This window comes from Phaeobacter sp. (assembly GCF_022825805.1).
Taxonomy (GTDB): Bacteria; Pseudomonadota; Alphaproteobacteria; order Rhodobacterales; family Rhodobacteraceae; genus Phaeobacter.
Map to the genome: position 1 here is coordinate 1 of NZ_JAJDWC010000002.1, position 26,560 is coordinate 26,560.

18 protein-coding genes are annotated in these 26,560 nt (G+C 61.3%); 9 read left to right on the plus strand and 9 right to left on the minus strand.

The genetic code is table 11. The annotated features are described in order from the left end of the window. Positions 1-182 precede the first annotated feature (182 nt). Entirely contained in the window at positions 183-1,076 is an 894-nt protein-coding gene (locus Q0C28_RS00050; protein ID WP_293572604.1) for a hypothetical protein, read from the plus strand. Positions 1,077-1,133: 57 nt separating this feature from the next. Here Q0C28_RS00050 and Q0C28_RS00055 read toward each other — a convergent pair whose 3' ends face one another. Next, positions 1,134-3,590 carry a Tex family protein gene (locus tag Q0C28_RS00055; protein WP_293572605.1) on the minus strand — a complete coding sequence of 819 codons (2,457 nt, stop codon included), beginning with the start codon at positions 3,588-3,590 and terminating at the stop codon, positions 1,134-1,136. Positions 3,591-3,872: 282 nt separating this feature from the next. On the opposite strand from Q0C28_RS00055, the gene gatB reads away from it, so the two are divergent. The 3 genes from gatB to Q0C28_RS00070 all read left to right on the plus strand — a co-directional run bounded on the left by gatB (position 3,873) and on the right by Q0C28_RS00070 (position 7,783). Beyond that, complete coding sequence (gatB, locus tag Q0C28_RS00060) at positions 3,873-5,384, plus strand: Asp-tRNA(Asn)/Glu-tRNA(Gln) amidotransferase subunit GatB (RefSeq protein ID WP_293572606.1); 1,512 nt, start codon at positions 3,873-3,875, stop codon at positions 5,382-5,384. A gap of 291 nt (positions 5,385-5,675) precedes the next feature. Continuing rightward, complete coding sequence (gene pepT, locus Q0C28_RS00065) at positions 5,676-6,923, plus strand: peptidase T (RefSeq protein WP_293572607.1); 1,248 nt, start codon at positions 5,676-5,678, stop codon at positions 6,921-6,923. A gap of 254 nt (positions 6,924-7,177) precedes the next feature. Continuing rightward, positions 7,178-7,783 carry a DUF4177 domain-containing protein gene (locus Q0C28_RS00070; RefSeq protein ID WP_293572608.1) on the plus strand — a complete coding sequence of 202 codons (606 nt, stop codon included), beginning with the start codon at positions 7,178-7,180 and terminating at the stop codon, positions 7,781-7,783. A gap of 338 nt (positions 7,784-8,121) precedes the next feature. On the opposite strand, the gene Q0C28_RS00075 is transcribed toward Q0C28_RS00070, so the two are convergent. Next, positions 8,122-8,376, minus strand: a complete 255-nt coding sequence (locus Q0C28_RS00075) for a BolA family transcriptional regulator (RefSeq protein WP_293572609.1) — start codon at positions 8,374-8,376, stop codon at positions 8,122-8,124. Positions 8,377-8,492: 116 nt separating this feature from the next. Between Q0C28_RS00075 and Q0C28_RS00080 the strand changes: the two genes are divergently transcribed. Then, positions 8,493-9,116 (plus strand): J domain-containing protein, encoded by a 624-nt coding sequence (locus Q0C28_RS00080; protein ID WP_293572610.1) that lies wholly within the window; start codon positions 8,493-8,495, stop codon positions 9,114-9,116. A 195-nt stretch (positions 9,117-9,311) separates the two neighbouring features. Here the strand turns inward: Q0C28_RS00080 and Q0C28_RS00085 are convergent, their stop codons facing one another. Further along, the gene (locus Q0C28_RS00085; protein WP_293572611.1) at positions 9,312-11,486 is read right to left on the minus strand and encodes a DEAD/DEAH box helicase; all 2,175 of its coding nucleotides are present in this window, start codon (positions 11,484-11,486) and stop codon (positions 9,312-9,314) included. A 526-nt stretch (positions 11,487-12,012) separates the two neighbouring features. On the opposite strand from Q0C28_RS00085, the gene cobS reads away from it, so the two are divergent. From cobS to Q0C28_RS00105, 4 genes are all read left to right on the plus strand, one after another. Next, on the plus strand, positions 12,013-12,999 hold the full coding sequence (gene cobS / locus Q0C28_RS00090) for a cobaltochelatase subunit CobS (protein WP_293572612.1): 987 nt from the start codon (positions 12,013-12,015) through the stop codon (positions 12,997-12,999). Between the two features lie 180 nt (positions 13,000-13,179). Then, on the plus strand, positions 13,180-15,060 hold the full coding sequence (gene cobT / locus Q0C28_RS00095) for a cobaltochelatase subunit CobT (protein WP_293572613.1): 1,881 nt from the start codon (positions 13,180-13,182) through the stop codon (positions 15,058-15,060). A 336-nt stretch (positions 15,061-15,396) separates the two neighbouring features. Beyond that, on the plus strand, positions 15,397-17,202 hold the full coding sequence (locus Q0C28_RS00100) for an aminopeptidase P family protein (RefSeq protein WP_293572614.1): 1,806 nt from the start codon (positions 15,397-15,399) through the stop codon (positions 17,200-17,202). Between the two features lie 60 nt (positions 17,203-17,262). Beyond that, a complete protein-coding gene (locus Q0C28_RS00105) occupies positions 17,263-17,604 on the plus strand; it encodes a DUF427 domain-containing protein (protein ID WP_293572615.1) in 342 nt (113 codons plus the stop codon). 535 nt (positions 17,605-18,139) lie between these two features. On the opposite strand, the gene Q0C28_RS00110 is transcribed toward Q0C28_RS00105, so the two are convergent. The 6 genes from Q0C28_RS00110 to ftsZ all read right to left on the minus strand — a co-directional run bounded on the left by Q0C28_RS00110 (position 18,140) and on the right by ftsZ (position 26,072). Further along, entirely contained in the window at positions 18,140-18,331 is a 192-nt protein-coding gene (locus tag Q0C28_RS00110; RefSeq protein ID WP_293572616.1) for a hypothetical protein, read from the minus strand. Positions 18,332-18,546: 215 nt separating this feature from the next. Further along, positions 18,547-20,238, minus strand: coding sequence for a chloride channel protein (locus Q0C28_RS00115; RefSeq protein WP_293572617.1), 1,692 nt, complete (start codon positions 20,236-20,238; stop codon positions 18,547-18,549). A 133-nt stretch (positions 20,239-20,371) separates the two neighbouring features. After that, positions 20,372-22,018 carry a DNA repair protein RecN gene (gene recN, locus Q0C28_RS00120; RefSeq protein WP_293572618.1) on the minus strand — a complete coding sequence of 549 codons (1,647 nt, stop codon included), beginning with the start codon at positions 22,016-22,018 and terminating at the stop codon, positions 20,372-20,374. Positions 22,019-22,045: 27 nt separating this feature from the next. Further along, on the minus strand, positions 22,046-22,894 hold the full coding sequence (locus tag Q0C28_RS00125; protein WP_293572619.1) for an outer membrane protein assembly factor BamD: 849 nt from the start codon (positions 22,892-22,894) through the stop codon (positions 22,046-22,048). A gap of 252 nt (positions 22,895-23,146) precedes the next feature. Continuing rightward, positions 23,147-24,094, minus strand: coding sequence for a UDP-3-O-acyl-N-acetylglucosamine deacetylase (gene lpxC / locus Q0C28_RS00130; RefSeq protein ID WP_293572620.1), 948 nt, complete (start codon positions 24,092-24,094; stop codon positions 23,147-23,149). Positions 24,095-24,293: 199 nt separating this feature from the next. After that, a complete protein-coding gene (gene ftsZ, locus Q0C28_RS00135) occupies positions 24,294-26,072 on the minus strand; it encodes a cell division protein FtsZ (RefSeq protein WP_293572621.1) in 1,779 nt (592 codons plus the stop codon). Between the last annotated feature and the right edge of the window lie 488 nt (positions 26,073-26,560).

Here is a 26,560-nt window from a genome sequence, read left to right on the forward strand (position 1 = left end):
GCGAATACACGTCTTCGAACTTCATAAGTCGAACTTCCTGTAACACTTCTGTCCGCTTCATAACGCCTCCTTTCGGAGACATGATAAAACCGGACAGATCGCATGTTACCTACACCGGACATATCGCTTGTTAGCGACAAGAGCACAAACTGAGCCTTGGCCAATCCCAGGATCGACGAAAGATGATTGAGGGGGTCATGGGGCTGGAGGCGATGGCCGCCGACAATCGCGATGACCCCTATCTGCGCAGCCTGGTCGCGCTGGCGCATATTGATGTCGCCTGGCTGTGGCGCGGACACGCCGATCAGGCGGCCACGCCTGCGCCGCAAAACCATCGCTGCGCTGCCCATTTTGATCGCGCGGCCACTTTGCTGCATCCGCTGGATGGCATTGCACTGGATAGCCCCTTTATCGCCGCGGCGAAATGCGCACTGTTTTCTGGGCAACGCGACAGCACCACCATGCAGGTTGCCGATGATTTTGCCGCCCTGATTGATCTGGACCCAGACAACCATCGCCATATGCGCAGCCTTGGCACCCATATGCTGCCGCGCTGGTTTGGCAGCTACCCCGCGCTGGAACTGGAAGCGCGACGCACCGCCGCCCGTACCGAGGCCAGCTGGGGCGCCGGGGGCTATGCTTGGGTCTACTTTGACGCCATCGCATTGGATCCGGAGGCCCGCAGACGGGTCGACATCGGCTTTTTCCTCGATGGGTTGCGCGACATTCTGCAGCGCAGGTCGGACCAGGAAATGGTCAATCTTCTGGCCGCTTATTGCGCCGTGGCTTTGCGCTATGACGCGCCTGATGATGCAGCCGACCCGCGCTGCTGCGATGAAATCGCCAAGGCTGCAAATTGGTTGATCCGCCAGCATCTGCGCGAAATCCACCCGATGATCTGGGCCCATGCGGCCCAGCGGTTTGACAACAATCTGCGCGTCAGCTCACCACGGCGCTTTGCCGACACAGGTCGCCGCGATGCCATGACATTCATCGCGGGGCTGTTCCGCTCCGAAATTGAGGCCGGGCGCACTGTGGAATTCTCCGACACCGGGCTGCATGTTTCGCCTGACTAAACAGGCCACAGACAACTCATCGACGCCTCACAGCGCGCGCGGCCATCGGAATGCCGATCAGGACTTCTTGAACGCATCCATCAGAGCGGCCCCAAGCGCGCCAGGCGCTGACGAGCCGGTTCCTGACGAGCCCTTACCAGAAGCCCCCGTACCCGATGAGCGGTGGCCCGAGGAGCGATGGCCAGAAGACCCTTGACCAGAAGAACGCGCACCTGGTGCGCCTTTCTGCCCTGGGCCGCGATCTTTGGGTCCGGACGATTTGCCCGCACCGCCGCCTGCTTTGGCAGCTGTTCTCGCCCCAGACCCTTTGCCTGCTCCGAACGATCCACGCTCTTGTTTGGCCGATGCACCACCATCCTTTCGCATGGTCAGACCAATGCGTTTGCGGGGCACGTCTACTTCGGTCACGGTCACCTTCACGACCTGACCGGTTTTAACCACCTCATGCGGGTCTTTCACGAAGCGATCCGCCAATTGGCTGACATGGACCAGACCGTCCTGATGCACACCGATGTCCACAAAGGCGCCAAAGGCCGCGACATTGGTCACCGTGCCTTCCAGCACCATACCGGGTTTGAGATCGGTGATCGTCTCCACGCCCTCTTTGAACGATGCCGTTACGAAGGACGGGCGCGGGTCACGGCCGGGTTTCTCCAGTTCCTGAAAAATGTCGCGCACCGTCGGCAGACCGACATCGCCGCCGACAAAATCGCTCGCCCGCAGTGATTTCAGAGCGTTTACATCCCCCATGATCTGACGGATATCACGCCCGCAGGCCACCACGATCTGGCGGGCCACATCGTAGCTTTCGGGATGCACGGAGGACGCATCCAACGGCTCTTTGCCATCCCGGATGCGCAGGAATCCGGCGCATTGTTCAAACGCTTTGGGACCAAGGCGCGCCACTTTCAACAGGTCTTTGCGCGAGGCAAAGGCGCCGTTCATGTCCCGGTGCGCCACGATTGCCTCCGCCAGACCGGGGCCAAGACCCGAGACATGGGACAACAACGGCGCGGAGGCCATGTTAAGGTCCACGCCAACCGCGTTCACCACATCCTCGATCACTGCTTCCAGCGATTTGGACAGCTTATACTGATCCACATCATGTTGATATTGCCCGACCCCGATGCTCTTGGGTTCGATCTTCACCAGCTCCGCCAGCGGATCCTGCAAACGCCGCGCAATGGACACCGCCCCGCGCAGGGACACGTCCAGATCTGGGAACTCCCGTGATGCCAATTCAGAGGCGGAATAGACCGATGCGCCCGCTTCGCTCACCACCACTTTGGTCGGCGCCTTCACCTTGGCAGGCAGATGCTTCAGCACCTCTGCCACCATCTTCTCGGTCTCGCGGCTGGCAGTGCCATTGCCGATGGCAATCAGCTCGACGCCATGTTCCGCGATCAGTTTCACAATCGACACCTGCGCCCCGCGCAGATCGTTTTTTGGCTGAAACGGATAGAGCGTCTCGGTCGCCACCAGTTTGCCAGTGGCATCAACCACCGCCGCCTTGACGCCGGTCCGTATGCCCGGATCAAGACCCAGCGTAGGCCGGGCACCCGCAGGTGCAGCAAACAACAAATCCTTAAGATTACGAGCAAATACCTGAATGGCGTCTTCCTGCGCGCGGGCGCGCAAATCGCCCATCAGCTCCAGCATCATCGACAGGGACAGCTTCACCCGCCAACACCAGCCTGCCACTTTGCGCAGCCAGATGTCACCCGGCCCATCGCCTTCAGCGCCCAGAACGGCGGCCACCATGGTTTCGACCCTTGCAACGCCGGTTTCAGGGTCCGGGGCCACATCCACGGTCAACACACCCTCGTTCGAGCCGCGCAACATCGCCAGCGCCCGATGCGAAGGCACATCTGCCCAGCGCTCGGTATGGGCAAAATAGTCGGAAAATTTGGCGCCTTCCTGTTCCTTGCCCTCCACCACACGCGCCGTCAGCTGGGCCTCGGCCTGCAGGAAAGTGCGCAAGCGGCCCAGGAGGTCTGCATTTTCCGTCAGCCGTTCGCTCAGAATATCACGCGCACCGTTCAACGCATCTTTCACCGTTGCCACCGCGTCACTGGTGTAGGCGGCAGCCAAGGTTTCAGGATCAGCCCGACGATCCGCGAGAATAGCCTCCACCAATGGCTCCAACCCGTTTTCACGCGCGATCATCGCTTTGGTGCGGCGCTTGGGCTTATAGGGCAGATAGATGTCTTCCAGCTGCGCTTTGGTTTCGGCCTTGGCCAGCGCCACCGCCAGATCATCGCTCCATTTGTCCTGGCTTTTGATCGACTCGACGATTGCCGCGCGCCGCTTCTCCAACTCCCGCAGATAATCCAGCCGCTCCGACAGTTTGCGCAGCTGCGCATCATCCAGACCACCAGTGGCCTCTTTGCGGTAGCGGGCCACGAAAGGCACAGTTGCGCCGTCATCCAAAAGACCCACTGCAGCGCTCACTTGCTTGGGGGCCGCGCCGATTTCGGTTGCGATGGTCTGATGGATCCGGGTCGAAGTGTCCACGGGCGGCCTCCTGTTTCATGGCTCTGGTTTTGTGGGTCAGGTTTAATGGGTCTGATTTAACTTGTCTGGGAGGACCGTTCTAACTCCGCTCATGAACACCGCCAAGAGGCTGAATCAGGCACAAGCAACCAAACGCTAAGGGCTGGATTTTCGCCACCTCGGCCTGCGACCAGCACAAAGCAGATGGTGATGTGCCCTCTGGTCCGTCATGCCCCCTTGCCCCGGCGCACGCAGACGCCTAGAACGCTTGCCAACATAGACATTCGGATACGGCGGAAAACCATGCTCGACCTGACATATGAACTCCCCAAGCCCAAGGTGATCGCGGGCGCCAAGCATGACTGGGAATTGGTCATCGGTATGGAGGTGCATGCCCAGGTCAGCTCCAACGCCAAACTGTTCTCCGGCGCGTCCACCAAATTCGGCGCAGAGCCGAACTCCAACGTGGCCTTCGTGGACGCAGCAATGCCCGGCATGTTGCCGGTGATCAATGAATACTGCGTCGAGCAGGCGGTGCGCACCGGTCTGGGGCTGAAAGCCGACATCAACCTGTGGTCCGCCTTTGACCGCAAGAACTACTTCTACCCTGACCTGCCACAGGGCTACCAGATCTCGCAGCTCTATCACCCCATCGTGGGCGAAGGCGAAGTTCTGGTGGAACTGGGCGATGGCACCGCGCGCACCGTGCGTGTCGAACGCATCCACATGGAGCAGGACGCAGGCAAATCGATCCACGACATGGATCCCAACATGTCTTTTGTCGATCTGAACCGCACCGGCGTCTGCCTGATGGAGATTGTCTCCCGCCCTGATATTCGCGGGCCCGAAGAAGCCGCCGCCTATATCGCCAAACTGCGCCAGATCATGCAGTACCTCGGCACCTGCGATGGCAACATGCAAAACGGCAACCTGCGTGCGGACGTGAACGTGTCGATCTGCCGTCCCGGCCAGTACGAGAAGTACCAGGAAACCCAGGACTTCAGCCACCTTGGCACCCGCTGCGAGATCAAGAACATGAACTCCATGCGCTTCATCCAGCAGGCGATCGAGGTCGAGGCACGCCGCCAGATCGCCATCGTCGAAGCCGGTGGCACGGTTGACCAGGAAACCCGGCTCTATGATCCGGACAAGGGCGAAACCCGCTCCATGCGCTCCAAGGAAGAAGCGCATGACTACCGCTACTTCCCTGATCCCGACCTGCTGCCACTGGAAATCGAACAAGCCTGGGTCGACGATATCGCTGCCAACCTGCCGGAACTGCCGGATCAGAAAAAAGCGCGCTTCATCGGAGACTTCGGTCTGTCGGACTATGACGCTTCGGTGCTGACCGCTGAGGTCGAGGCAGCCGCCTATTTCGAAGACACCGCCAAGGGCCGCAGCGGCAAGCTGGCTGCAAACTGGGTGATCAACGAACTCTTTGGCCGCTTGAAAAAAGACGACAAGACCATCACCGAAAGCCCGGTCTCGCCCGCGCAGCTGGGTGGCATCATCGACCTGATCGCCTCGGACGCGATTTCCGGTAAGATCGCCAAGGATCTGTTCGAAATCGTCTACACCGAAGGTGGTGATCCCGCTCAGATCGTCGAAGAGCGCGGCATGAAGCAGGTGACAGACACAGGCGCCATCGAAGCCGCCCTGGACGAGATCATCGCCGCCAACCCGGCACAGGTGGAAAAGGCCAAGGTGAACCCGAAACTGGCAGGCTGGTTTGTCGGCCAAGTGATGAAAGCCACCGGCGGCAAGGCCAACCCAAAGGCCGTGAACGAACTGGTTGCCAAAAAACTGGGCGAGTGATCCCAGCCACAATCCTGATTGCAAAAGGGCGCCCCCCGCGGCGCCCTTTTTCGTGCCTGCCCCGGGGTGCCATGCGTCCCCACCTCCCCTTGCCGTGCAACCCCCTTCCGTGCCGCCCCCGAACGTCCCATCATGTCCGAGGCCTGCCCGCAGCATGACGGCAGGGCTTTACCCCACCCTCGGTCTGGTGCCGCACTTGGCCCACCAATGCCCGCGACAGTCGCGTTCAGCCCACTGGCTTGACCTTGTCTGGGTAAGCGGCTTTCCTCAGGCAAAATTTCAGGAGCCAAAATGACCGATACATTTGATCAGGAACTTCAGGACCGGCTGGTGCGATATGCCGCCATCGACAGCCAAAGCGATGAAACCGCGACGAGCACCCCCAGCACCGCCATTCAATACGATATGCTCAACCTCCTTGTGGGGGAGTTGAAAGAGATCGGGGCGGAGGATGTCCAGCTCACAGATTATGGCGCGGTGATTGCAACCATTCCCGGCACCGCCGAGGGGCCAACAGTGGGGTTCCTGGCCCATGTGGACACAGCACCGCAGTTCAACGCAGCGGGCGTCAAACCCCGCGTGATAAAGGGGTGGAACGGCGCAGACATCAGCTATCCTGACAACCCGGATCTGGTCCTATCCCCAACAGAAAGTCCTTATCTGGCCACTAAAGTGGGCGAAGACATCGTGACCGCTTCAGGCCTCACGCTCCTCGGGGCGGACGACAAGGCCGGTGTGTCAATCGTGATGACCCTGGCCCGCCATCTGCTGAACAACCCCGACATCAAGCGCCCAACGCTGCGCGTGGCGTTCACCCCGGACGAAGAAATCGGTCGTGGGGTTGATGCCAAACTGCCCGCCGACCTAGGGGTCGATTTCGCCTACACTCTCGATGGCTCCGAGCAGGGCGAGATCACCTACGAAAGTTTCAGCGCAGACCGCGCGGTGGTCACTGTCAAAGGCGTCTCCATCCATCCCGGCTGGGCCAAGGACAAAATGGTCAACGCCGCACATCTTGCGGCAAAGATCGTGCAAACCCTGCCACAGGCCACCCTGACCCCCGAAACCACCGACGACCGCGAGGGCTTCCTGCATGTCACCGACATGGCTGGCGGCTCGTCCGAGATGGAGATCAAACTGATCCTGCGAGACTTCGAACTCGACGGGCTGGAACAGAAACGCAAGATCCTGCGCAAGACCTGCGAGGCGGTGCAGGCTGGCGAACCGCGGGCGGAAATCCACTGCGAGATTTATCCGCAGTACCGCAATATGCGCTATTGGCTCGAAGACGACATGACGCCGGTCGATTTGGCGCTGGCGGCCTGCAAAGCCAATAACATCGAGCCGATCACCCAACCCATTCGCGGCGGCACCGATGGATCCCGTTTGACTGAATTGGGGGTGCCGACACCCAATATCTTCTGCGGGATGCAAAACGTACATGGTCCGCTGGAATGGGTATCGGTGCAGGATATGGCGAAAGCCACCAACGTGTGCCTGACACTGGCCCAGATGGCCGCCCAAGCCAAGACGGACTGACGCCCAGCCTGACTGACATCCAGCCTGGCTTACACCCTGCCCGGCTAACATCCAGGGCGACCAACGCGTCCGGTTCACCACCCGAACCGGGCGTCCTACTGTCCGGCCGCCTTGCGTCCTGATCGCCCTGGATTCTGGCCCATTTGTCCTGGGTACTTCCGCGCGCAAAACGGCAGGACCGCGCCACCGCGGCTGCCACATCTTGACCCTTCGCTGGGATCCGCTAAACCTGCGCGCTAAGACAGGAGAGCCGCATGTTGCGTTACGAATACAAAGTTGTCCCCGCCCCCGCCAAAGGCACCAAAGCCAAAGGCGTGAAGACACCTGAGGCGCGCTTTGCCAATTCCATCGATATTCTCCTGAACGAGATGGCCGCCGAAGGGTGGGAATATCAGCGCGCAGAGCTGCTGCCGTCGGAAGAACGCAGCGGCCTGACCGGCTCCGTCACCAATTGGCGCAACGTGCTGATCTTTCGTCGCGCCCTGCCCCAGGCGGCAGCCCCCGCGCAGCCAGATCTGGCAGCGCAGCCCACTGCGGTTGCGCAACCTGTGACCCCGCAACCTGTCACCCCGCAACGCGTTGAAAGCCAAGGGAGCGGGCGGGCACAAGCAACTGACACCGCTCCACTCGAAACTGCCCCCAAAGAACCGGTTCTGACAGCCACCGCAGGTGATCCCCTCGCACCAGAGGGCGCAGTTCAGGTGCCAGGGCGCGGCGCAACAGCGATGCAATCGGACGATGGTGTTGAAGAACTGAGCCCCGTTTCCGGTCTTACTGCCGCGTTGAAGGCCCGGGCCGGGCTGAGCGCGGATCGCAAAGAGCCGCCTGCCCCCGCTCGCACCCCGACCGACGACAGCTGACGGCATTGCTTGCTGGGTGCTGGGAGCCTGAGATTGTTGCCCAGCGTTGCAGCATTCCCACATCAGCAACCGCTCGCCGATCTACCGCTCACGTGCTGCAGACTGGTCCAATCTGGCCCTTCTGTGGATGCTTGCGCCTGCGACAATGGTCGTCTGTGGTATCGCTGCTGGCGCCGGTCCGGCCTGTCGCCCTCTCACCCCACATCGCTCTCGTATGGGGCTACGACAGAACAACCAACTGATCGCACCATCAGGGTGACGACAAAGCCAGTGTTTGGCCCTGTCGCCAGGCTGATCTTGGGCCATCGCCGCTAAACGCCAGGCTTAGGCTCCGGTATTCAGGCACCGATATCCAGGGCAAGCGCATGGATGCGTGGGACAATATCGCCCAACGCCTTGTGGACAGCCCGGTGCTGCGCCACCCGTTTCATATCGCCAAAGGCCGCGGCCCGGATCACCACGCTGAAATGGCTTTCACCTTTGCCATCATGGCCCGCGTGGCCGATATGCTGATCGCTGTCATCTGTCACAACCAGATGTGTTGGCCCGAACGCCTCGTTCAGACGGGCTTCGATTTCGTCACGGATGCTCATTCTTTTCTATCCTGCATAAAAATCCCGGATTATTTTGCCGCGCCCCCTTCAAACTGGCGCACCTTAGACTAGAATGTCGCCTCCGAGTCGAACAGTGCGTCTAGAAGGTGCCCCGCATGAGCAAATCCGATCCCTTTGGCTTCGATATGTCAGTCCGCTCCGCCAAAAAGAAAAATCCACGCGGCAGACGCAGCACCACCGGGGCGTCTGAAACCTCGACCCGCATCTGCGATCACGATGGCTGCGAAGAGGCAGGCCAATTCCGCGCGCCCCGCGCACCCGACGTGCTCGATGACTATCTGTGGTTCTGCCAGGACCACATTCGCGAATACAATCAAAAGTGGAACTTCTTCGAAGGCACCACCGAGGCCGAGCTGAACGCGCAGCAATCCAAAGACAAGGTCTGGGAACGGGAAACCAAACCCATGGGCGACCCCGAGGCGCGTGCCTGGGCCCGTCTGGGCATTGAAGACCCCCATCAGGTGCTGGGCGGCAATGCGACGCGCAACCCGGGCCGTGCGGCCCAGGCAGGTCGCCGTCTGCCCCCGACCGAACGGCGCGCGCTCGACATTCTGGAGGCCAAAGACGATTGGTCGAAGGCCGACATCCGTAAGGCCTACAAGAAGCTGATCAAAGTCTTGCACCCGGACATGAACGGTGGTGACCGCAGTCAGGAAGAGCAGCTGCAAGAGGTCGTTTGGGCCTGGGATCAGATCAAGGACAGCCGCAGCTTCAAGTAAGCCGCGCACCGCACAGGTCGACCGAACAGCATCAGGTCGACCGGACACCACAGACCCAATCTGGACACGGATCTGGACACAAACATCCTGGGACAAACACCCAGAGAAAAACACCCAGACAAAAACAGAGGGCGGCCCATCGGGACCACCCTTTCTCGTTTCGTCGTAATCTGCATTTAGATCCCTGCGGATCCGTCAGCCTTTGCGCATCGGGCGGGCGTTGCCACCGGGCTTGCCAGCCGCAGCAGCCGCAGCGCGGGCCTTGTTCTTTTTGCTGTTGGGCTTGCCCTTCGGCGGCGGTGGACCCTTGCGGCCGGATTTGGAGGGGTTGGACCAATCAGGCTTGGGCTTGCCTGCAGGTTTGCCCGCGCCGAAACCACCCGGTTTGTCGCCACGATCGGACGCGCCACGCGCCTTGACGGTGGCTTTGCCGCCCTCACCTGTGCGCTTGGGTTTATCGAACTTGGGCTTATCAAACTTGGGCCGGTCTCCCCAGCTCTTCTCGCCATCCCGCCGATCAGAGCGTGGCCGATCAGAGCGCGGCTTGTCGCCCCAGGATTTCTCGCCACGCGGCTTATCTGAGCGAGGTTTGTCAAAGCGCGGCTTATCTTCGCGCGGCCTGTCATCGCGGGGCCTGTCGTCACGGGGGTTATCAAACCGAGGTTTATCATCAAACGACCGGCGTTCCCGACGCTCGCCCCGATCTTGCCCACGATGTCCGCGTTTTTCGCCACGCTGACCATCCCGGTCGCGACCACCGCCCTGCGGGCGTGGACCTTTTGGCAGATCTGGTGCCTTGTCCAGACGCGTGACTGTCGCGCCCTCTTCCAGGCCGTCGTGTTTGACAGCGCCCCAGAACGTCTCGGCATTGCTTTCGCGCACCTCGACGTAACTCTGGTCAAACTGGATGCGGATGGCGCCAATGTCATCTTTGGTCAGACCACCAGCGTTGCACAGGGCAGGCAGCAGGCGACGTGGCTCTGCGCCCGCTTTGCGACCACCGCTGATGGCAAACCAGACCGACGGGCCAAAAGGCGCGCGTTCCTGACGCTCACGACGGTCTGCCTGCGGATCGCTCAGCTCCTCGGGCGCGCTGTGGCGTTGGTGGAACAGGCGCAGATAGGCCAGCGCCAGCTGCTCCGGCTGGAACCGCTCCAACAGCTCCGCCACTGGTGCAGTCTCGCCTTCGCTGATGGCATCGCTCCAGGCCGGATCGGCCAGGAGCCGCTCGAAATCGCGTTCCCGGACCGCATCCGCACTCGGGGCGGGCGTGGTTTCCGCGACAATCTTGGCGGCGCGCAGCAGCCGCAGGGCTTTGCCTTTGGCCTTGGGTGGCACGATCAGAGCGCTGACACCCTGCCGCCCGGCCCGCCCGGTCCGACCAGAACGGTGCAGCAATGTCTCGTGGCTGGAGGGCAGATCTGCATGCACCACCAGATCCAGTTTGGGCAGGTCGATCCCGCGTGCCGCAACATCTGTCGCCACGCACACCCGTGCACGCCCATCGCGCAACGACTGCAACGCGTTCGAACGTTCGGATTGGGTCAGCTCGCCCGACAGGGCCACAACGGAAAACCCACGATTGCTGAGCCGCGTGGTCAGCCGGTTCACCACCGCCCGTGTGTTGCAAAATACGATCGCATTGGGCGCCTCGTGATAGCGCAGCACGTTGATGATGGCGTTTTCCGTGTCGCGCTGTGCAACCGCCAGCATCTGATATTCGATGTCGGCATGCTGCGACGTCTCCGCCACGGTTTTGATCCGCTGGTGATCTTTCAGATAGGTTTCTGCCAACCGCGCGATGCCCGCAGGCACTGTTGCCGAAAACATCAGCGTCCGGCGCTCTTCGGGGGATTCCCCGAGGATGAATTCCAGATCTTCGCGGAAGCCCAGATCCAGCATCTCATCGGCTTCGTCCAACACAACGGCCCGAACCTGCGACAGGTCGATTGATCCCCGATTGATATGGTCGCGCAGTCGGCCCGGTGTCGCCACAACGATATGCGCCCCCCGCTCCAGCGCGCGCCGTTCGTCCCGCATATCCATGCCACCAACGGTCGACACCACATGGGCCCCCGCCGCGGCATAAAGCCAACCCAGCTCTCGCTTTACCTGCAGCGCCAGCTCGCGGGTCGGTGCAATCACCAGCGCCAGCGGCAGATCCGCCCGTTCCAGCGTTTCCGCCTCGCCCAGCAGCGTGGGCGCCATTGCCAGACCAAAGCCCACCGTCTTACCGGAGCCGGTCTGCGCAGAGACCAGCAGATCGGATGTTTCCAATTCGGGAGCGGTGACGGCTTGCTGCACAGGGGTCAACTGCTCGTAGCCGCGCGCCTGAAGCGCCTGTTCGAGTGCTGTTTTCAAGGTATACATTTCGCTTGCTGCGGGGCCGGTCCACAAAGACCTGCCGACTATCAGGGATGTCCCCGACGGCGCAGGAACGCGGATGGCATTATCCAAGGGGCGGCAGATACCGGCTTTCGTGACTTTTGTACAGGCGTCATTTCCGACCAGCCGCTATGGCTGGACTGCATAGCCAGCGCATATCTACGCAATGGCCCAAAGACCGGCATCGCCTGGCACTGCCACGCAGCCAGGCCCAACATTCACACCCGCCGTTTGCATGCGCCCCCGCCAAACACGATCAAACCCTCGCCAGAGCGGCATCACGGCACCAAGCGAGACAAAAACGACAGCCCATCGCCGATGGCAGACTTGGCTCAGAAATAGGCCGCTTTGACGCTGCGACACCCCCCTTAGGTCCAGTTTCATCAAAAACGTCACGACAGGCGGTCAACGCCCCTGTCGGGCCTTGCGCACGCCCACAAGATCGGGCACCAATCACGCGACTTGCCCGCGGCATCCGCCTGTGGGCTGATGAGGATAAGGATCGACTGCAATGACCGACGGCATGTTGGATATGAACGCGAAACCAACCGAAACCATTTCGGTCCGCGATGTGTTCGGGATTGATACGGACATGACCGTCAAGGGCTTTGCCGAAAGCTCAGACCGGGTGCCGGCCATCGACCCCACCTATAAATTCGATCCCGATACCACGCTGGCCATCCTTGCAGGGTTCAGCCACAACCGTCGTGTGATGATCCAGGGCTACCACGGCACCGGTAAATCCACCCACATCGAACAGGTCGCGGCCCGTCTGAACTGGCCCTCCGTGCGGGTGAACCTCGACAGCCACATCTCCCGGATCGACCTGATCGGTAAGGACGCGATCAAACTGCGTGAGGGCAAGCAGGTCACCGAATTCCACGAAGGCATCCTACCCTGGGCGCTGCGCAACCCCGTCGCCATCGTGTTCGACGAATATGATGCGGGCCGCGCCGACGTGATGTTTGTCATCCAGCGCGTTCTGGAACATGACGGCAAACTGACCCTGCTCGATCAGAACGAAATTATCACGCCAAACCCGAACTTTCGTCTATTTGCCACCGCCAACACCGTTGGTCTGGGCGACACCACCGGGCTGTATCACGGCACCCAGCAGATCAACCAGGCCCAGATGGACCGTTGGTCGCTGGTGTCCACGCTGAACTACCTGAGCCACGACGCCGAGGCCGCGATCATCCTGTCGAAAGCGCCCCACTACAACACTGCAGAAGGCCGCAAGACGATCTCCCAGATGGTGACCGTCGCGGACCTGACCCGCACCGCCTTCATGAACGGCGATCTGTCCACCGTGATGAGCCCGCGGACCGTGATCAACTGGGCGCAAAACGTGGAGATCTTCCGCAATGTGGGCTACGCCTTCCGCCTGAGCTTCCTCAACAAATGCGACGAGCTGGAGCGCCAGACCGTGGCCGAGTTCTACCAGCGCTGCTTTGACGAAGAGCTGCCCGAAAGCGCGGCAAACGTGAGCCTGGGGTGACGCCCGTTTTCGTCATAGCAGCCATTTGGGTCGCGCTTGACGCACTCTGGTTGTTTGACAAAACTGGTTGGAAGAAGACTGATCCGTCAGCCATGGCGGTCAGTCAACACAGTCATTTGATACGGCTTCGTTGGGAATGCGCCCTTTTGTTCCCGACGGTGTCGATCTGGAGTGCGTTCAATGGCTAAAAAGCCCAACGATAACCCTGCCGATCCTTTCAAGAAGGCGCTGGCCGAAGCCACCAAGGTCATGGCCAACGATTCTGATCTGAGCGTCTCCTACACCGTTGATCCCGCGGGATTGTCCGGCGATGCGATGCGCCTGCCACAGGTCTCGCGCCGGATGACCCGCGAAGAGGTTCTGCTGGCCCGTGGCACGGCGGACGCGCTGGCCCTGCGGCACAAATATCACGACGCCTCGGTCCACGCCCGCTACGCGCCTCCGGGTGAAATGGCGCGCGACCTCTATGAATCGCTGGAGGCCGCCCGCTGCGAGGTCATGGGCGCGCGCCACATGCCCGGCACGGCCTCTAACATCGATGTGAAAATCCAGACCGAAGCCCTGCGCAAAGGCTATGATCAGATCAAATCCTCGGCCGAGGCGCCATTGGCGGTGTCCGCAGGCTATCTGATCCGCCATCTGGCCACGGGACGCCCCATGCCCGAAGCCGCCGCCAATGTGATGGAGCTGTGGCGCGGCTTCATCGAACAGCAGGCGGGCGACACGCTCGGCAATCTGGACGAAACCATCGAAGATCAGGCGGCATTCGCCAAATTTGCCCGTCAGGTGATTACTGATCTGGGCTACGGCGACCAGCTGGGTGACGATCCTGATCAGATGGATGACGAACAGGACAGCGACGCCGAACAGCAGCAGGACGAACAGCAAGAGCCTGACAGCAACGGCCAGGACGATTCTGACGAGGAAGAAGCAGACGCCACTCCAGAGCAGAGCCAGGAACAGCAGCAAGACGAAAGCCAGGCTCAGGTCTCCGCCGACGATATGGCGGATGAGGATTTCGACGACGAAACCGACATGCCCGATGGCGAAGCGCCCTTGCCGCCGCCACCGCCTCAACTCGCGTCCGAGGCCGACCCGGACTACAAGGTTTTCCTCGACACACACGACGAAGAAATCGCAGCCGAGGAGCTTGCCGAGCCCGCCGAACTGGAACGCCTGCGCGCCTATCTCGATCAGCAGCTGGAACCGCTGAAAGGGGCTGTGTCCCGGCTTGCCAACAAACTGCAGCGCCGCCTGCAGGCGCAGCAGAACCGCTCGTGGGAGTTTGACCTGGAAGAAGGCATTCTGGACGCCGGTCGTCTGGCGCGTGTGGTCGCCAACCCGACCACGCCCCTGTCCTTCAAACGCGAGAAAGACACCGAATTCCGCGACACAGTTGTAACGCTGTTGTTGGACAACTCGGGCTCCATGCGTGGGCGTCCGATCTCTATCGCCGCAATCTGCGCCGATGTCTTGGCCCGCACGCTGGAACGTTGCAACGTGAAGGTCGAAATCCTCGGTTTCACCACCCGCGCCTGGAAAGGCGGGCTCGCCCGCGAGGCCTGGTTGAACGATGGCCGCCCGCAATTGCCCGGACGCCTGAACGATCTGCGCCACATCATCTACAAATCAGCCGACGCCCCCATGCGCCGCACCCGGGCCAACCTGGGTCTGATGATGAAAGAGGGTCTGCTGAAAGAAAACATCGACGGCGAAGCTCTGGAATGGGCGCACCGCCGGATGATGGGCCGCCAAGAGGCGCGCAAGATCCTGATGGTGATCTCCGATGGCGCGCCGGTGGATGATTCAACACTCAGCGTGAACCCGGCCAACTATCTGGAAAAACACCTGCGCGACGTGATCGCCATGGTCGAGCGGCGCAAACAGGTGGAGCTGCTGGCGATTGGTATCGGCCACGATGTGACCCGCTATTATGACCGCGCGGTGACCATCACCGATGTGGAACAGTTGGCAGGCGCAATGACCGAACAACTCGCCGCGCTTTTTGACAGCGATCCGCGCGCCCGGGCCCGCGTGATGGGCATGAAACGCGCGAGTTAAACCACCACAAACCATTGGGTGCCAGCACCAGCAAAAGCCTCGCTTCACAGCGGGGCTTTCTTGCTTAAACAGATTTATTTTCAAACTCTTGGCAGCCCTTTGGTGGTCTGTATTAACAGGCTTTTTGCCTCATACGCTTGGCCAAGGTGCCGGTCTTTCTGTCTCACGGGGCTTGCCTCATCCCGTCGGATTTGAAAAAAGTGAGGCTCAGACGCGCAACGCTTGTAATGCGCCCCTCCTCAGAGCTGCTGACGCTGTGTAGGACCGGCCCGGATCCCGGGCTGCTGTCCCATCCCGTCCTGTCGGCATGACAACCAAAATCGATGGAGTTCGCCCATGTTCCAGAGTTTTGCAGTGACAGCCCGCCCTGAACAGGGGCCACCCCGTCTTGCGGCGCTGCGCAAAGAACTGGAGCAGAGCCAGCTCGACGGATTTCTGGTCCCGCGCGCGGATGCCCATCAGGGCGAATATGTCGCCCCCTGCGATGAACGGCTGTCCTGGCTCACCGGGTTTACCGGATCCGCAGGCTTTTGCGCCGTGCTGCGCGACACCGCAGGCGTGTTTATCGATGGGCGCTACCGCACGCAGGTCAAACAACAGGTCGCAACCGACGTGTTCACCCCTGTTCCCTGGCCCGACGTGCAGCTCGCCGACTGGCTGGCAGAGCAGCTGCCGCAGGGCGGACGGATCGGCTTTGATCCATGGCTCCACCCCCAAAGCCAAATCACCACGCTGACCCAACGCCTTGGCGACCGCGGTTTTGACATTGTGGCCGTTGATAACCTCGTCGATCGCATCTGGTCCGACAGACCAGCGCCACCGATGAAACCGGTCCTGGCTCATCCGCTGGAATACGCAGGCGTCCCTGCCGCCGAGAAAATCGCCACGCGCGCCAAGGCACTGCAGGACGATGGGCACAGCGCAGCCGTGATCACCCTGCCCGACAGCATCATGTGGCTGTTGAACATCCGCGGCAGTGATATCGCCCATAATCCCGTCGCCCACGGCTTTGCCATTCTGCACGCAACCGGCAGCGTCGATCTGTTCATGGCAGAGGAAAAGCTCATCTCGCTTGGCGCACATTTGGGCAGCGCAGTGCGCCCCCATGATCCGGCAGAGTTTCTGGCGGCGGTGGCGCAGCTGGCCTCTGCTGACGGGGCCAGGATCCTGGCAGATCTCACAACTCTGCCCCAAATCGTCGCAGAACAGCTGGGCGACAGCCTCTGCCCCGGTGACGACCCCTGCGCCCTGCCAAAGGCCCGCAAGAACGCCGCCGAAATCGAAGGCAGCGCCGCCGCTCACCTGCGCGACGGGGCCGCCGTTGTGGAGACCCTGGCATGGCTCGATGCCCAAACGCCGGGAACCATCACTGAAATCGATGTTGTGCGCCATCTCGAAGCCGAACGGCGCAAGGATCCGGCCCTGCGCGACATCAGCTTTGACACCATCTCAGGCACCGGCCCGAACGGGGCAATCATGCACTACCGGGTGAGCGAGGAAACAAACGCAACCCTGCAGGACGGCGACCTTCTGGTGCTGGACAGCGGCGGTCAATACCTCGACGGCACCACAGACATCACCCGCACCCTCGCCATCGGCAGCCCCTCAGCAGATGCCAGAGCCGCCTACACGCGGGTGCTGCAAGGCATGATCGCCATGTCGCAGCTGCGCTGGCCTGCCGGACGCTCGGGCCGCGAACTGGAGGCCGTGGGCCGCATGCCGCTGTGGCTGGCGGGTCAGGATTTCAATCACGGGCTTGGCCACGGTGTTGGCGCCTTCCTCAGCGTCCACGAAGGCCCGCAGAGCCTCAGCCGCGCCAACAGTGTGCCGCTGGAACCCGGCATGATCCTGTCCAATGAACCCGGCTATTACCGCGAAGGGGCCTTTGGCATCCGGATCGAGAACCTGTTGGTGGTGCAAACAGCGCCCCCGCTGGCCAGCGCCGATCCCGACCGCGACATGCTGGCCTGGCGCTGCCTGACCTACGTGCCGCTGGACCGCCGCTTGATCGACACGGCCCTCCTTAGCCCTGCGGAACGGGACTGGATCGACAGCTACCACCGTGATGTGGCCGAAAAAATCGGACCCAACGTCACGCAAGCCGCAAAAACCTGGCTTGATGCCGCAACAGCAAGGTTGTGATACCCCACTGTTACAGCAGACTGAGATATTGACCGAGACGACAGACGTGAAGGAAAAAGAATGACACAAATCCGTATTCGCAAAGCCCCAGGCACCTGGGTGGTTCGCTCTGGTGGCGCCGTTTTGGGAGAGAGCAGCAACGCGCTGGAGCTGAGCGAGGGCGATCTGGCCCCAGTCATCTATTTCCCCCGCGGCGACATCGCGTTTGCGCTGCTGGACCGCACCGACAAGACGACCCATTGCCCGCACAAAGGCGATGCCAGCTATTTCTCCATCGTGAACAAATCTTCGGTGACGGAGAACGCGGTGTGGAGCTATGAAAACCCGCTCGACGCTGTGGCAGAGATCAAGGACCACCTGGCCTTTGTCGTGGACGACACGATCAAGGTGGAACAGCTGTAAGGCAGATCAGACAAGATCAGGGCGGGTGACGTCATCCGCCCTCTTCCAGCGTCCTCTTCCAGCGCCCTTTGGTGGCGCACTTTCCCGCTCCGACCGGGGCGACGGGCACAACGGCCGCGCAAATGCATCGCAGCCGTTTAGCCCATACCAATCAAAACCGATTTGAATGTGTCCGCAGCCCGCAGATATCGCCGCTGCAAGGCGCGATTGCCTCGGCTATTGTGGAGCGGGCATGAGCGTTAAAGAGCAGCTCTGTCGCAGCACGCTATAGGCGTCCACTCGCACCTGCGTTGGCAGTCACATTTCATGACGCCGCCAGCTCATAAGCAGGACAAAACGCGCCTACAAACATGTCCACATCATTTGGCTGTTGCCGACGTCATGCGCCGGATCAGCAGATCTCTGCCATCTTGGTCAAGCACATTGGCGGACCGCCGCCCACCAGCAAATTTCCAGGTGCCCCGTCTCTCCCGACCCGCTATGGTCAAGTTAGACCCTGCGCAGCAGCGCCAGAGACCAAAGCCGGGGTGCGCGATCAGCTAAAGATCGTGCGGGACAGGTGACGGCGAGCCGTTTCGATGGACTCACCGGACCCAAATAATTGCGCTTCGCTTGCGCTCTGCACAACATAGTTGATCAGAGCCTCATAGGATGCGCGCTCTTTTTCCTGCTCACTTGCCTTTGCAATGCGCTCAACCTCTAGCGGGTTGATTTCATCGATTTGCATATCGTCACTTCCGAAGAAAGATCACAATTAATCTCAGGTTAACCATTTTTTCGTGAACCGCCCGCGAAAGGTTAATTTTGCGTTATCGAAAACACGCATGCGTCTCCGAAATATCACATATTTGCCAGAGTTGTGTATAACTGCGCTTGGCGGGCATCCGCCGATGCACATCAATTGACCGCGCCAAACCGCCGAAACCACCGGAAAAATTGCGATCAGCGGTGTTCTTCCGCTGCGGCAGCGACCAGCGCGCGATTGTAGGCTTTCAACGAATCAACATGATACAGCGCGCCAATGATCTCCGGCGCGCCCTCTTCGGTCATCGCAGACGTCACCACCGGCAGGTAGGTCACGTCGTTGCGATCAAAGATCGGCATCGCCGCTTCCAACGAGGCAGAGGCCTCAATCTTCAGCCCCTGCGCCAGCAAGTCCGCGCAGTCATCGGCGCTGGCACAGCGGCTGTCACCCAACGGACGCATCACGCTGCCCGCGCGCAACAGCGACAACAGATAGGCCTGTGGCCCGGCTGCGCAGTGAATGTTGCGCCGCTCCAACTGTGTCAGAAAGAACGAGCGATCCACAATCCGCGACGCAAGCGCCGTGGACATCGACACCGCCACCATCACCGCCAGACCGATCTGCCAGTCACCGGTCAGTTCAAAAACAATCAATGTGGTCGAAATCGGGGCGCCCAGCACCGCCGCCGCCACCGCGCCCATCCCTGCGAAAGCATAAAGCGTATGGGTGCCCGACACATCAGGCAGGATCGCCGTGGCAATGAGGCCAAAGGCCAGACCCGTCAGCGCCCCCACCATCAGCGAGGGCGAGAACACACCTCCGCCCATACGCCCCCCCATGGTGATGGCCACAGCCGCCGTTTTCACCATGGCAAAGAGAATCGTCTGATGCAGCACCAGCGCGCCCGTCAGCGCCAGTACCGTGGTTTCATAGCCAACGCCGATGATATGCGGATACCACACCGCAATCACCCCAAGCAGAAGGCCCGACACGGCCGGGCGCAGCCAACGTGGCAGCCCCATCTTGTCCTGCAAGGCAGTGCCCAGTTGGTCGGCGAAAAAAATCGACCGCATCAACACAACCGCAACCAACCCGCAGATCAGCCCCAACATCAAAAAGGCCGGGAGCTCCACATAGAATTGCAGCGCGCCAGGTGTGACCAAATCAAACTCGGTGACATCGCCATATTCCAGCCGGTTGATCACCGTGCCCGCAACCGACGCAATCACGATCGGCGCAAAGGCATGGACCGCGAAATGGCGCAGCACCACCTCCAACGCGAACAGCGCACCGGCAATCGGCGCGTTAAAGCTCGCGGATACGGCCGCCGCAACAGCGCAGCCCAGCAGATCCCGCCCGGTGATGCCATCGGCCTTGATGCGGTCGCTGACCCAGGTGGAAATCACCCCGGCCATATGCACCACTGGCCCTTCCCGGCCCGAAGACCCCCCGGTGCTGAGCGTCAGAAACGACGCCACCGCCGAGGCGATGCCCGCGCGGGTTTCGACCCGCCCATCACGCAGCGCTGCGCCCTCGATCACATCGGCAACCGACCGCACCCGCGCGTCCGGGGTGAACCGGTGCAGGATCAGCCCTACCACCAATCCGCCCACAGTCGGGATCAGCACCAGCCAGTACCACGGCATGTTCTGGGCAAAGCTGTGCAGGAAATCGACGTCTTCCGCGCCATAGACCCAGCCCTGAAACGCGGTGATCCCCTTGCGAAAGAACAGCGCGGCAAACCCCGCCGCAATGCCGATCAACAAGGCGATCAACCAGAATTGGAACTGCCCCGGCCCGCGTTGACGCATCACCCGCCAGGCGTCGCGACCTTCCGCGATCATCTGGGTCAGCAGCGTCGTCATTACGGAACGCAGAGTGTCTTGCATCGGTGGGCGGGTCCTGGTCTCTTTGTTGCGATCTGTTTTAACGCCTAACTACCTGCAAGGACGTTAACTTGTCGCCGTGTTCCGTCCGAGGGTTGCGCGAATGCGACAGTGCCCTGCCGCACATAGCGCGCCATCAGCCGACCAGCAGGGCCTTTGCTGCAGCGCGAGCCTCTGGCGTGATCGTGTCGCCAGACACCATCCGGGCCAGTTCATCAACACGCTCGTCCGCATCCAATGGCACCACCTGCGACAGGGTTTGGCCATCAACAACCTGTTTTTGCACCCGCCAGTGATGCGCGCCCTGCGCGGCCACCTGCGGCGAGTGGGTCACCACCAACACCTGCCCGCCATCCGCCAGCGCCTTGAGCCGCCGCCCAACAGCATCCGCCGTTGCACCGCCCACACCGCGGTCGATTTCATCGAAAATCATGGTCTGATGGCCGCTTTCGCCCCGCAGACAGACCTTCAGCGCCAACAGGAAGCGGCTCAGCTCACCGCCAGAGGCGATCTTGTTCAACGGGCCAGCGGGCGCACCGGGGTTGGTTGCCACGGTAAAGGCCACCGCATCACGGCCCTCGGGGCCCGGCTCGGTTTCGCTGATCAGGGTTTCAAACACCGCACGTTCCATTTTCAGCGGGGCCAGTTCGGCCATCACAGCCGCATCCAACGCCGCGGCACTTTCGCGACGTGCCGCCGACAGCTGATCCGCGGCACCGGCATAAGCCGCCTCTGCAGCGGCCAGCGCTGCGGTCTGTTCCGCCAGGTTCTGATCGCCCGCATCCACAGCCGCCAGTTTTTGGCGCAGCGTATCGGCGTAGGTCGCCAGCTCATCGGGCAAAATGTCATGTTTGCGCGCCAGCGCCCGGATCGCAAACAACCGCTCTTCGCAGTCTTCGAGATCACCGGGATTGAACTCCAACCCCTCCAACAGGCGCGACACACCGTCCTGGGCCTCCCCCAATTCGATCATAGCCCGGCCAAGCGCCGCCAAGGGTGCATCCAGCGCGTTTTCCGCCTGATCCGCCACCCCTTCGAGCCAGCGCTGCGCCTCGCCCATAGCGCCCTCTGCACCATCGGACAGGATCGCCTGCGCCCGCTGGATATCGCCGCGGATCCGCTCTGCTGCCTGCATCTCGCGGCGGCGCAGATCCAGCGCCGCGTCTTCGCCTGCTTCGGGGTTCAGCGCGTCCAGCTCTGCCACCGCGTGACGCAGGAATTCCTCTTCGGCCTGGATCGCCTCGAGCGCAGTGCGCGTCTCCGCCACCAGCTTGCGCGCGCGGCTCGCGGCGTTCCACCGCTCCCGCACCTGCGCCAATAGGTCTGACAGCCGGGCAAAATCATCCAGCATCCCGCGATGCCCCCGCGGGTTCAGAAGACCACGATCATCATGCTGACCATGCAACTCCAACAAGGTCTCCGACAGGGCCCGCAGCACCTCACCCGAGCAGCGGCGATCGTTGACCCAGGCGGTTTTGCGACCCTCAGCCGTATTCACCCGCCGCAGCAGCAGCGTCTCACCGCCAGGCAGGCCCGCATCGGCGAGCACCGCATGGGCGGGGTGATCCGCGCCCAGATCAAATTCCGCCAGCACCTCACCCTGCGTGGCCCCCTGACGCACCAATTCGGCCCGCCCGCGCCAACCGAGCACAAAGCCAAGCGAATCCAGCAGGATCGATTTGCCCGCGCCGGTTTCCCCGGTCAGCACATTCAGGCCGGGCTGAAAATTCAGTTCCAGATGATCGATGATCAGAATGTCGCGGATATCAAGCGCGCGCAGCATAGTCCGGTTCCAGTCAGGCAGCGGCGATCAGAGCCACTCCCCCTTGATGGACTGACGGTAGATCTGGCTCAGCCAGTTGTTGCCGACATCCCGCGCCTTGAGCCCGTTGTCCGTCAGCAATTTAAAGCTGTCCTCGTACCAATCGGTCGATTGATAGTTATGCCCCAAAATGGCGCCTGCGGTCTGCGCTTCGTTCACCAGCCCCAGCGACAGATAGGCTTCGACCAAACGGTGCAGGGCTTCGGCGGTATGGGTGGTGGTCTGGAAATCCTCCACCACCACGCGGAACCGGTTCACCGCAGAGGTGTAGTGGCCCTTGCGCAGATAATAGCGACCGATCTCCATCTCCTTGGCGGCGAGATGGTCAAACGCCAGATCGAATTTCAGGATCGCAGAATTGGTATACTGGCTGTCTGGATAGACCTCGATCACCGTGCGCAAGGCCTGCAGCGCCTGAAAGGTCAAACCCTGGTCGCGCCCAACCTCGTCAATCTGATCATAATAGCTCAGCGCCAGCAGATACTGCGCATAGGCGGCATCTTCTTCGGTCGGGTAAAAATCGATGTACCGCTGCGCGGCAGAGCGGCTTTCGACATAATCACGGCCCAGATGATAGGCGTAGGCCTGCATGATCAACGCCTGTTTCGCCCAGGACGAATAAGGATAAAGACGTTCAATCTCGGCAAAATAGAAGGCCGCATCCTTGGTGCGGTTGCGTTCCATCTCGAATTCACCGCGCTCATAGATCTGCTCAGGTGTGAACCCTTCCAGAGGCTGCGTATTCTGGGCCGCGCCCCCGTCTCCGCCGCAACCCGAAAGGGTCGCAATCAGAAGAACCGCACCGATGGTTTTGGCTGCCGCCCCCGTGCCGATCATGATCGCTTAACCTCACCGTCTTCTGCTAGGGCTCTGCCCCGTTACGCCCGGTCTAGCACATTCAATTGACGGGCAAAACGGCAATATCCGCTTCCCGACCCACTTGGCAGAGAAAGCGCCGCCGGGTCAAGAGCCGGGTCACCAGCGGACCATCACAGCTGCGCGCGCCGTGACATGCGCAAGCCCAAAACCAAAAACGCCGCTCCAAAGGATGCGCCGCTGTCATAACGACGAAAGAAACGGGAAAAGCGATCAGGCGACGCGGCGGGTTTCAACCGGAATTTCAGACCAGACTAGCCCCTGCCCCGGCAGCCGCGCGGTCATGATCGGATCGCAGGTCACGCGCTGCACTGCACCCGGCGTTGCAAACACTTCGCGCAGCAGGGTGTTGGTCAGCGAATGGCCCGCACGGTCACCGATATAATGGCCAAAGATCGGACCACCGGCCAGGAACAGATCCCCCAGGGCATCGAGCATCTTGTGACGCACAGGTTCATCGGTGTGGCGCAGACCCGGCCCGCTCTCCACCACGGGCCCGTCAAACACCACGGCGTTTTCGCCCGGCACACCGCCAAGCGCCAGACCATTGGCCTGCATGGTGTCGACATCCACACGGCGGCAGAAGGTGCGGCTGTCGCAGAGTTCACGGGCAAATGCGCCGTTGCGCATATCCAGAGTGCGATTCTGACGGCCAATGCCATCTTCAGCGAAATCGATGTGGAATTCGATGATCAGACGGTTGCTTGGCACCAGGCTGGCCGTGGCATCCCCATGGCGCACAGTCACTGGCTTGACGATCTGCAGCGCCGTCACCGGCACGCCCAAGCGTTGTAGACCTTGCTGCATGATGCCGCGTACAAAATGCGCTGAGGACCCGTCCATAATCGGCACTTCGGGCCCATCCAGATCAATCAGCGCATTGTGAACACCGCAGCCTGCCAGCGCTGCCATGATATGCTCTACCGTGGAAACACTGACGCCCGAGGCATTGATCAGCCGGGTGCAGAGTGGCGTGCGCTCCACCTGATGCCAGAACGCAGGCACAACAGCGTCGCCCAGAGCGATATCGGTGCGGCGGAATTGGATGCCCGTGTCAGCAGGTGCAGGTTTCACAATCATGCGGACCGCTTTGCCAGAGTGGAGGCCCACACCGTCAAAGGTCACGGATGTCTTGAGAGTGTTCTGCACGCGGTGCCTCATTCCACAGGGTCCGACCACAGGGGCCGTGTTGCGGAACAGACGTAAGCTGTCAGTGAAAAAGCCTCAACTCAATCTTTGTAACGGAATGAAACATGGCTGTAACAGGTCGGCAGAATCTTGCCGCAGAAGGGTTAACAAACGGTTTATAAATGAAAAAAGGCCGCCCAAAGGCGACCCATTCTCACTGTCTTTTTTCGCCTTAATTGGCCTGGCGGCGCAGGAAGGCGGGAATTTCGATACGCTCCTGCTCCGGATCCGCCTGCCGCTGGGGCTGCGCAACGGCCGCCTGCTGGCCCGGAACTGCCGCCTGCTGCGGTGGCTGCTGTGCCATGGTGGGCTGCTGGCGTGCGGGCTGGCCCTGTTGCTGACCCTCAGCACCGGAACCGGTCATCCGGTGGATCAGGGAGTTCAGACCAAAGCGGCGCTGCTCCTGACCGCTCGCTGCGGCGGGCTGCTGCGGTGCGGGCGCTGGGGCCTGCGGTGCAGGCTGTGGCGCTGGCGCAGGCGCGCGGGTCTGGACCGCGTCAATGGATGGGCGCTGCGGCTGCTGGGCCGGTGCGGCCGGTGCGGCCTGCGGCTGCGCCCGTGCGGCTGCGGCTTGCAAGCGCACGATGGCCTCGGGCGATGGGGTGCCGGGCGCAGGCGCTTTTGGCGCAACAAAGCTTTCGGCCGGGCTTTCCGCCTGCGGCTGGAAGGCCTGCTGTGCTTCTGGAGTGTAGGCTGGGGCGGGCAGACCATCGGCGCCAAGCGCCGGGGCCGCATCCTCGACCACCTCATCATAGGTGGCATCGCCACCCGCTTCGCCACCGTTGAATTCCGCAAACAGGGATGGCTCTTGCTGGCCAGTAGCCGCTGCCGGCTGTTCCATTGCGGGGTCCAGCTCCAACGGTGCCGATGCCGCAGCAGGCGCCGCCTGAGCCACAACCTGCGCACGGTGCTCTTCGACACTCACGGTCTGTTTCAGCGGTGCAGACATCGGGCGACGTGGCACCGGGATATCAGTCTGCACATCCATCGCGTCGATACCAGTGGCCACAACGGACACCCGCATCTTGCCTTCCATCTCGGTATCGAGGGTCGAGCCGACGATGATGTTGGCGTTCGGATCGACCTCTTCGCGAATGCGGTTGGCCGCCTCGTCCAGTTCAAACAGGGTCAGATCATGGGCGCCGGTGATGTTGATCAGAACGCCTTTTGCACCCTTCAGGCTGATTTCATCCAGCAGCGGGTTGGCAATGGCCTTCTCGGCGGCCTGCACGGCGCGATCTTCGCCCTCGGCTTCGCCGGTGCCCATCATCGCCTTGCCCATCTCGTCCATCACGGCGCGCACGTCCGCAAAGTCGAGGTTGATCAGACCGGGGCGCACCATCAGATCGGTCACACCTTTGACGCCCTGATACAGCACGTCATCTGCCATGGAGAAGGCTTCGGTGAAGGTGGTCTTTTCATTGGCCAGACGGAACAGGTTCTGGTTTGGAATGATGATCAGCGTGTCCACGACCTTCTGCAGGGCTTCGACACCCTCTTCGGCCTGGCGCATCCGCTTGTTGCCTTCGAACTGGAACGGCTTGGTCACGACACCAACGGTCAGAACACCCAGCTCGCGTGCGGCCTGCGCAATAATTGGCGCCGCACCAGTGCCAGTGCCCCCGCCCATACCGGCGGTGATGAAGCACATATGCGCGCCCGCCAGGTGATCAACGATCTGCTCGATGCTCTCTTCCGCAGCAGCAGAGCCGACGGAGGGCCGCGCACCCGCGCCCAGACCTTCGGTCACTTTGATGCCCAGCTGCACACGGCTCTTCGAAGAGCTCTGCTGCAACGCCTGCGCATCGGTGTTGGCCACGACAAAATCAACGCCATCCAGCTGTTTGTCGATCATATTGTTAACGGCGTTGCCGCCTGCCCCGCCGACGCCAAACACGGTAATCCGGGGCTTCAGCTCGTCCTGGCCGGGCATCGAAAGGTTCAAGGTCATGCTCGTTCCGCCTGTGTTATCAGCCCTCCCGCAAGGGCCTATTCCTGTCCAATTCAGCGACAATTCTACCGCGACGCGGGTGGCGCGTCATCCAAAAAAGCGCGACTTTCCGCAAAATATAGACCCATTCAGGCCATATTTCGCGGCATTTCGCCGATCATAGCAAATCTTGCGGAAAAGCACTGCAGACACCGCAACATACTGCTTGCCCCGGTGAGAACCCCACCAAGGTGAAACGACGTGTTTTGCTGTCTGGCTGGCCACTGCTCGGCCTGCGGTGCCGCATCTTGCGATCATTAGGAATAGATTAACCCAACCGCGCGGATCTGTCACCCGAGAAACCACTCATTGTCGCTAACAAGCGATATGTCCGGTGTAGGTAACATGCGATCTGTCCGGTTTTATCATGTCTCCGAAAGGAGGCGTTATGAAGCGGACAGAAGTGTTACAGGAAGTTCGACTTATGAAGTTCGAAGACGTGTATTCGC

Bases quoted from the DNA above. Each gene is read 5' to 3' on its own strand.
- Q0C28_RS00050 (WP_293572604.1), top strand. From the start codon at position 183: ATGATTGAGGGGGTCATGGGGCTGGAGGCGATGGCCGCCGACAATCGC.
- gatB (WP_293572606.1), top strand. From the start codon at position 3,873: ATGCTCGACCTGACATATGAACTCCCCAAGCCCAAGGTGATCGCGGGC.
- pepT (WP_293572607.1), top strand. From the start codon at position 5,676: ATGACCGATACATTTGATCAGGAACTTCAGGACCGGCTGGTGCGATAT.
- Q0C28_RS00070 (WP_293572608.1), top strand. From the start codon at position 7,178: ATGTTGCGTTACGAATACAAAGTTGTCCCCGCCCCCGCCAAAGGCACC.
- Q0C28_RS00075 (WP_293572609.1), bottom strand. From the start codon at position 8,376: ATGAGCATCCGTGACGAAATCGAAGCCCGTCTGAACGAGGCGTTCGGG.
- Q0C28_RS00080 (WP_293572610.1), top strand. From the start codon at position 8,493: ATGAGCAAATCCGATCCCTTTGGCTTCGATATGTCAGTCCGCTCCGCC.
- Q0C28_RS00085 (WP_293572611.1), bottom strand. From the start codon at position 11,486: ATGTATACCTTGAAAACAGCACTCGAACAGGCGCTTCAGGCGCGCGGC.
- cobS (WP_293572612.1), top strand. From the start codon at position 12,013: ATGACCGACGGCATGTTGGATATGAACGCGAAACCAACCGAAACCATT.
- cobT (WP_293572613.1), top strand. From the start codon at position 13,180: ATGGCTAAAAAGCCCAACGATAACCCTGCCGATCCTTTCAAGAAGGCG.
- Q0C28_RS00100 (WP_293572614.1), top strand. From the start codon at position 15,397: ATGTTCCAGAGTTTTGCAGTGACAGCCCGCCCTGAACAGGGGCCACCC.
- Q0C28_RS00105 (WP_293572615.1), top strand. From the start codon at position 17,263: ATGACACAAATCCGTATTCGCAAAGCCCCAGGCACCTGGGTGGTTCGC.
- Q0C28_RS00110 (WP_293572616.1), bottom strand. From the start codon at position 18,331: ATGCAAATCGATGAAATCAACCCGCTAGAGGTTGAGCGCATTGCAAAG.
- Q0C28_RS00115 (WP_293572617.1), bottom strand. From the start codon at position 20,238: ATGCAAGACACTCTGCGTTCCGTAATGACGACGCTGCTGACCCAGATG.
- recN (WP_293572618.1), bottom strand. From the start codon at position 22,018: ATGCTGCGCGCGCTTGATATCCGCGACATTCTGATCATCGATCATCTG.
- Q0C28_RS00125 (WP_293572619.1), bottom strand. From the start codon at position 22,894: ATGATCGGCACGGGGGCGGCAGCCAAAACCATCGGTGCGGTTCTTCTG.
- lpxC (WP_293572620.1), bottom strand. From the start codon at position 24,094: ATGAGGCACCGCGTGCAGAACACTCTCAAGACATCCGTGACCTTTGAC.
- ftsZ (WP_293572621.1), bottom strand. From the start codon at position 26,072: ATGACCTTGAACCTTTCGATGCCCGGCCAGGACGAGCTGAAGCCCCGG.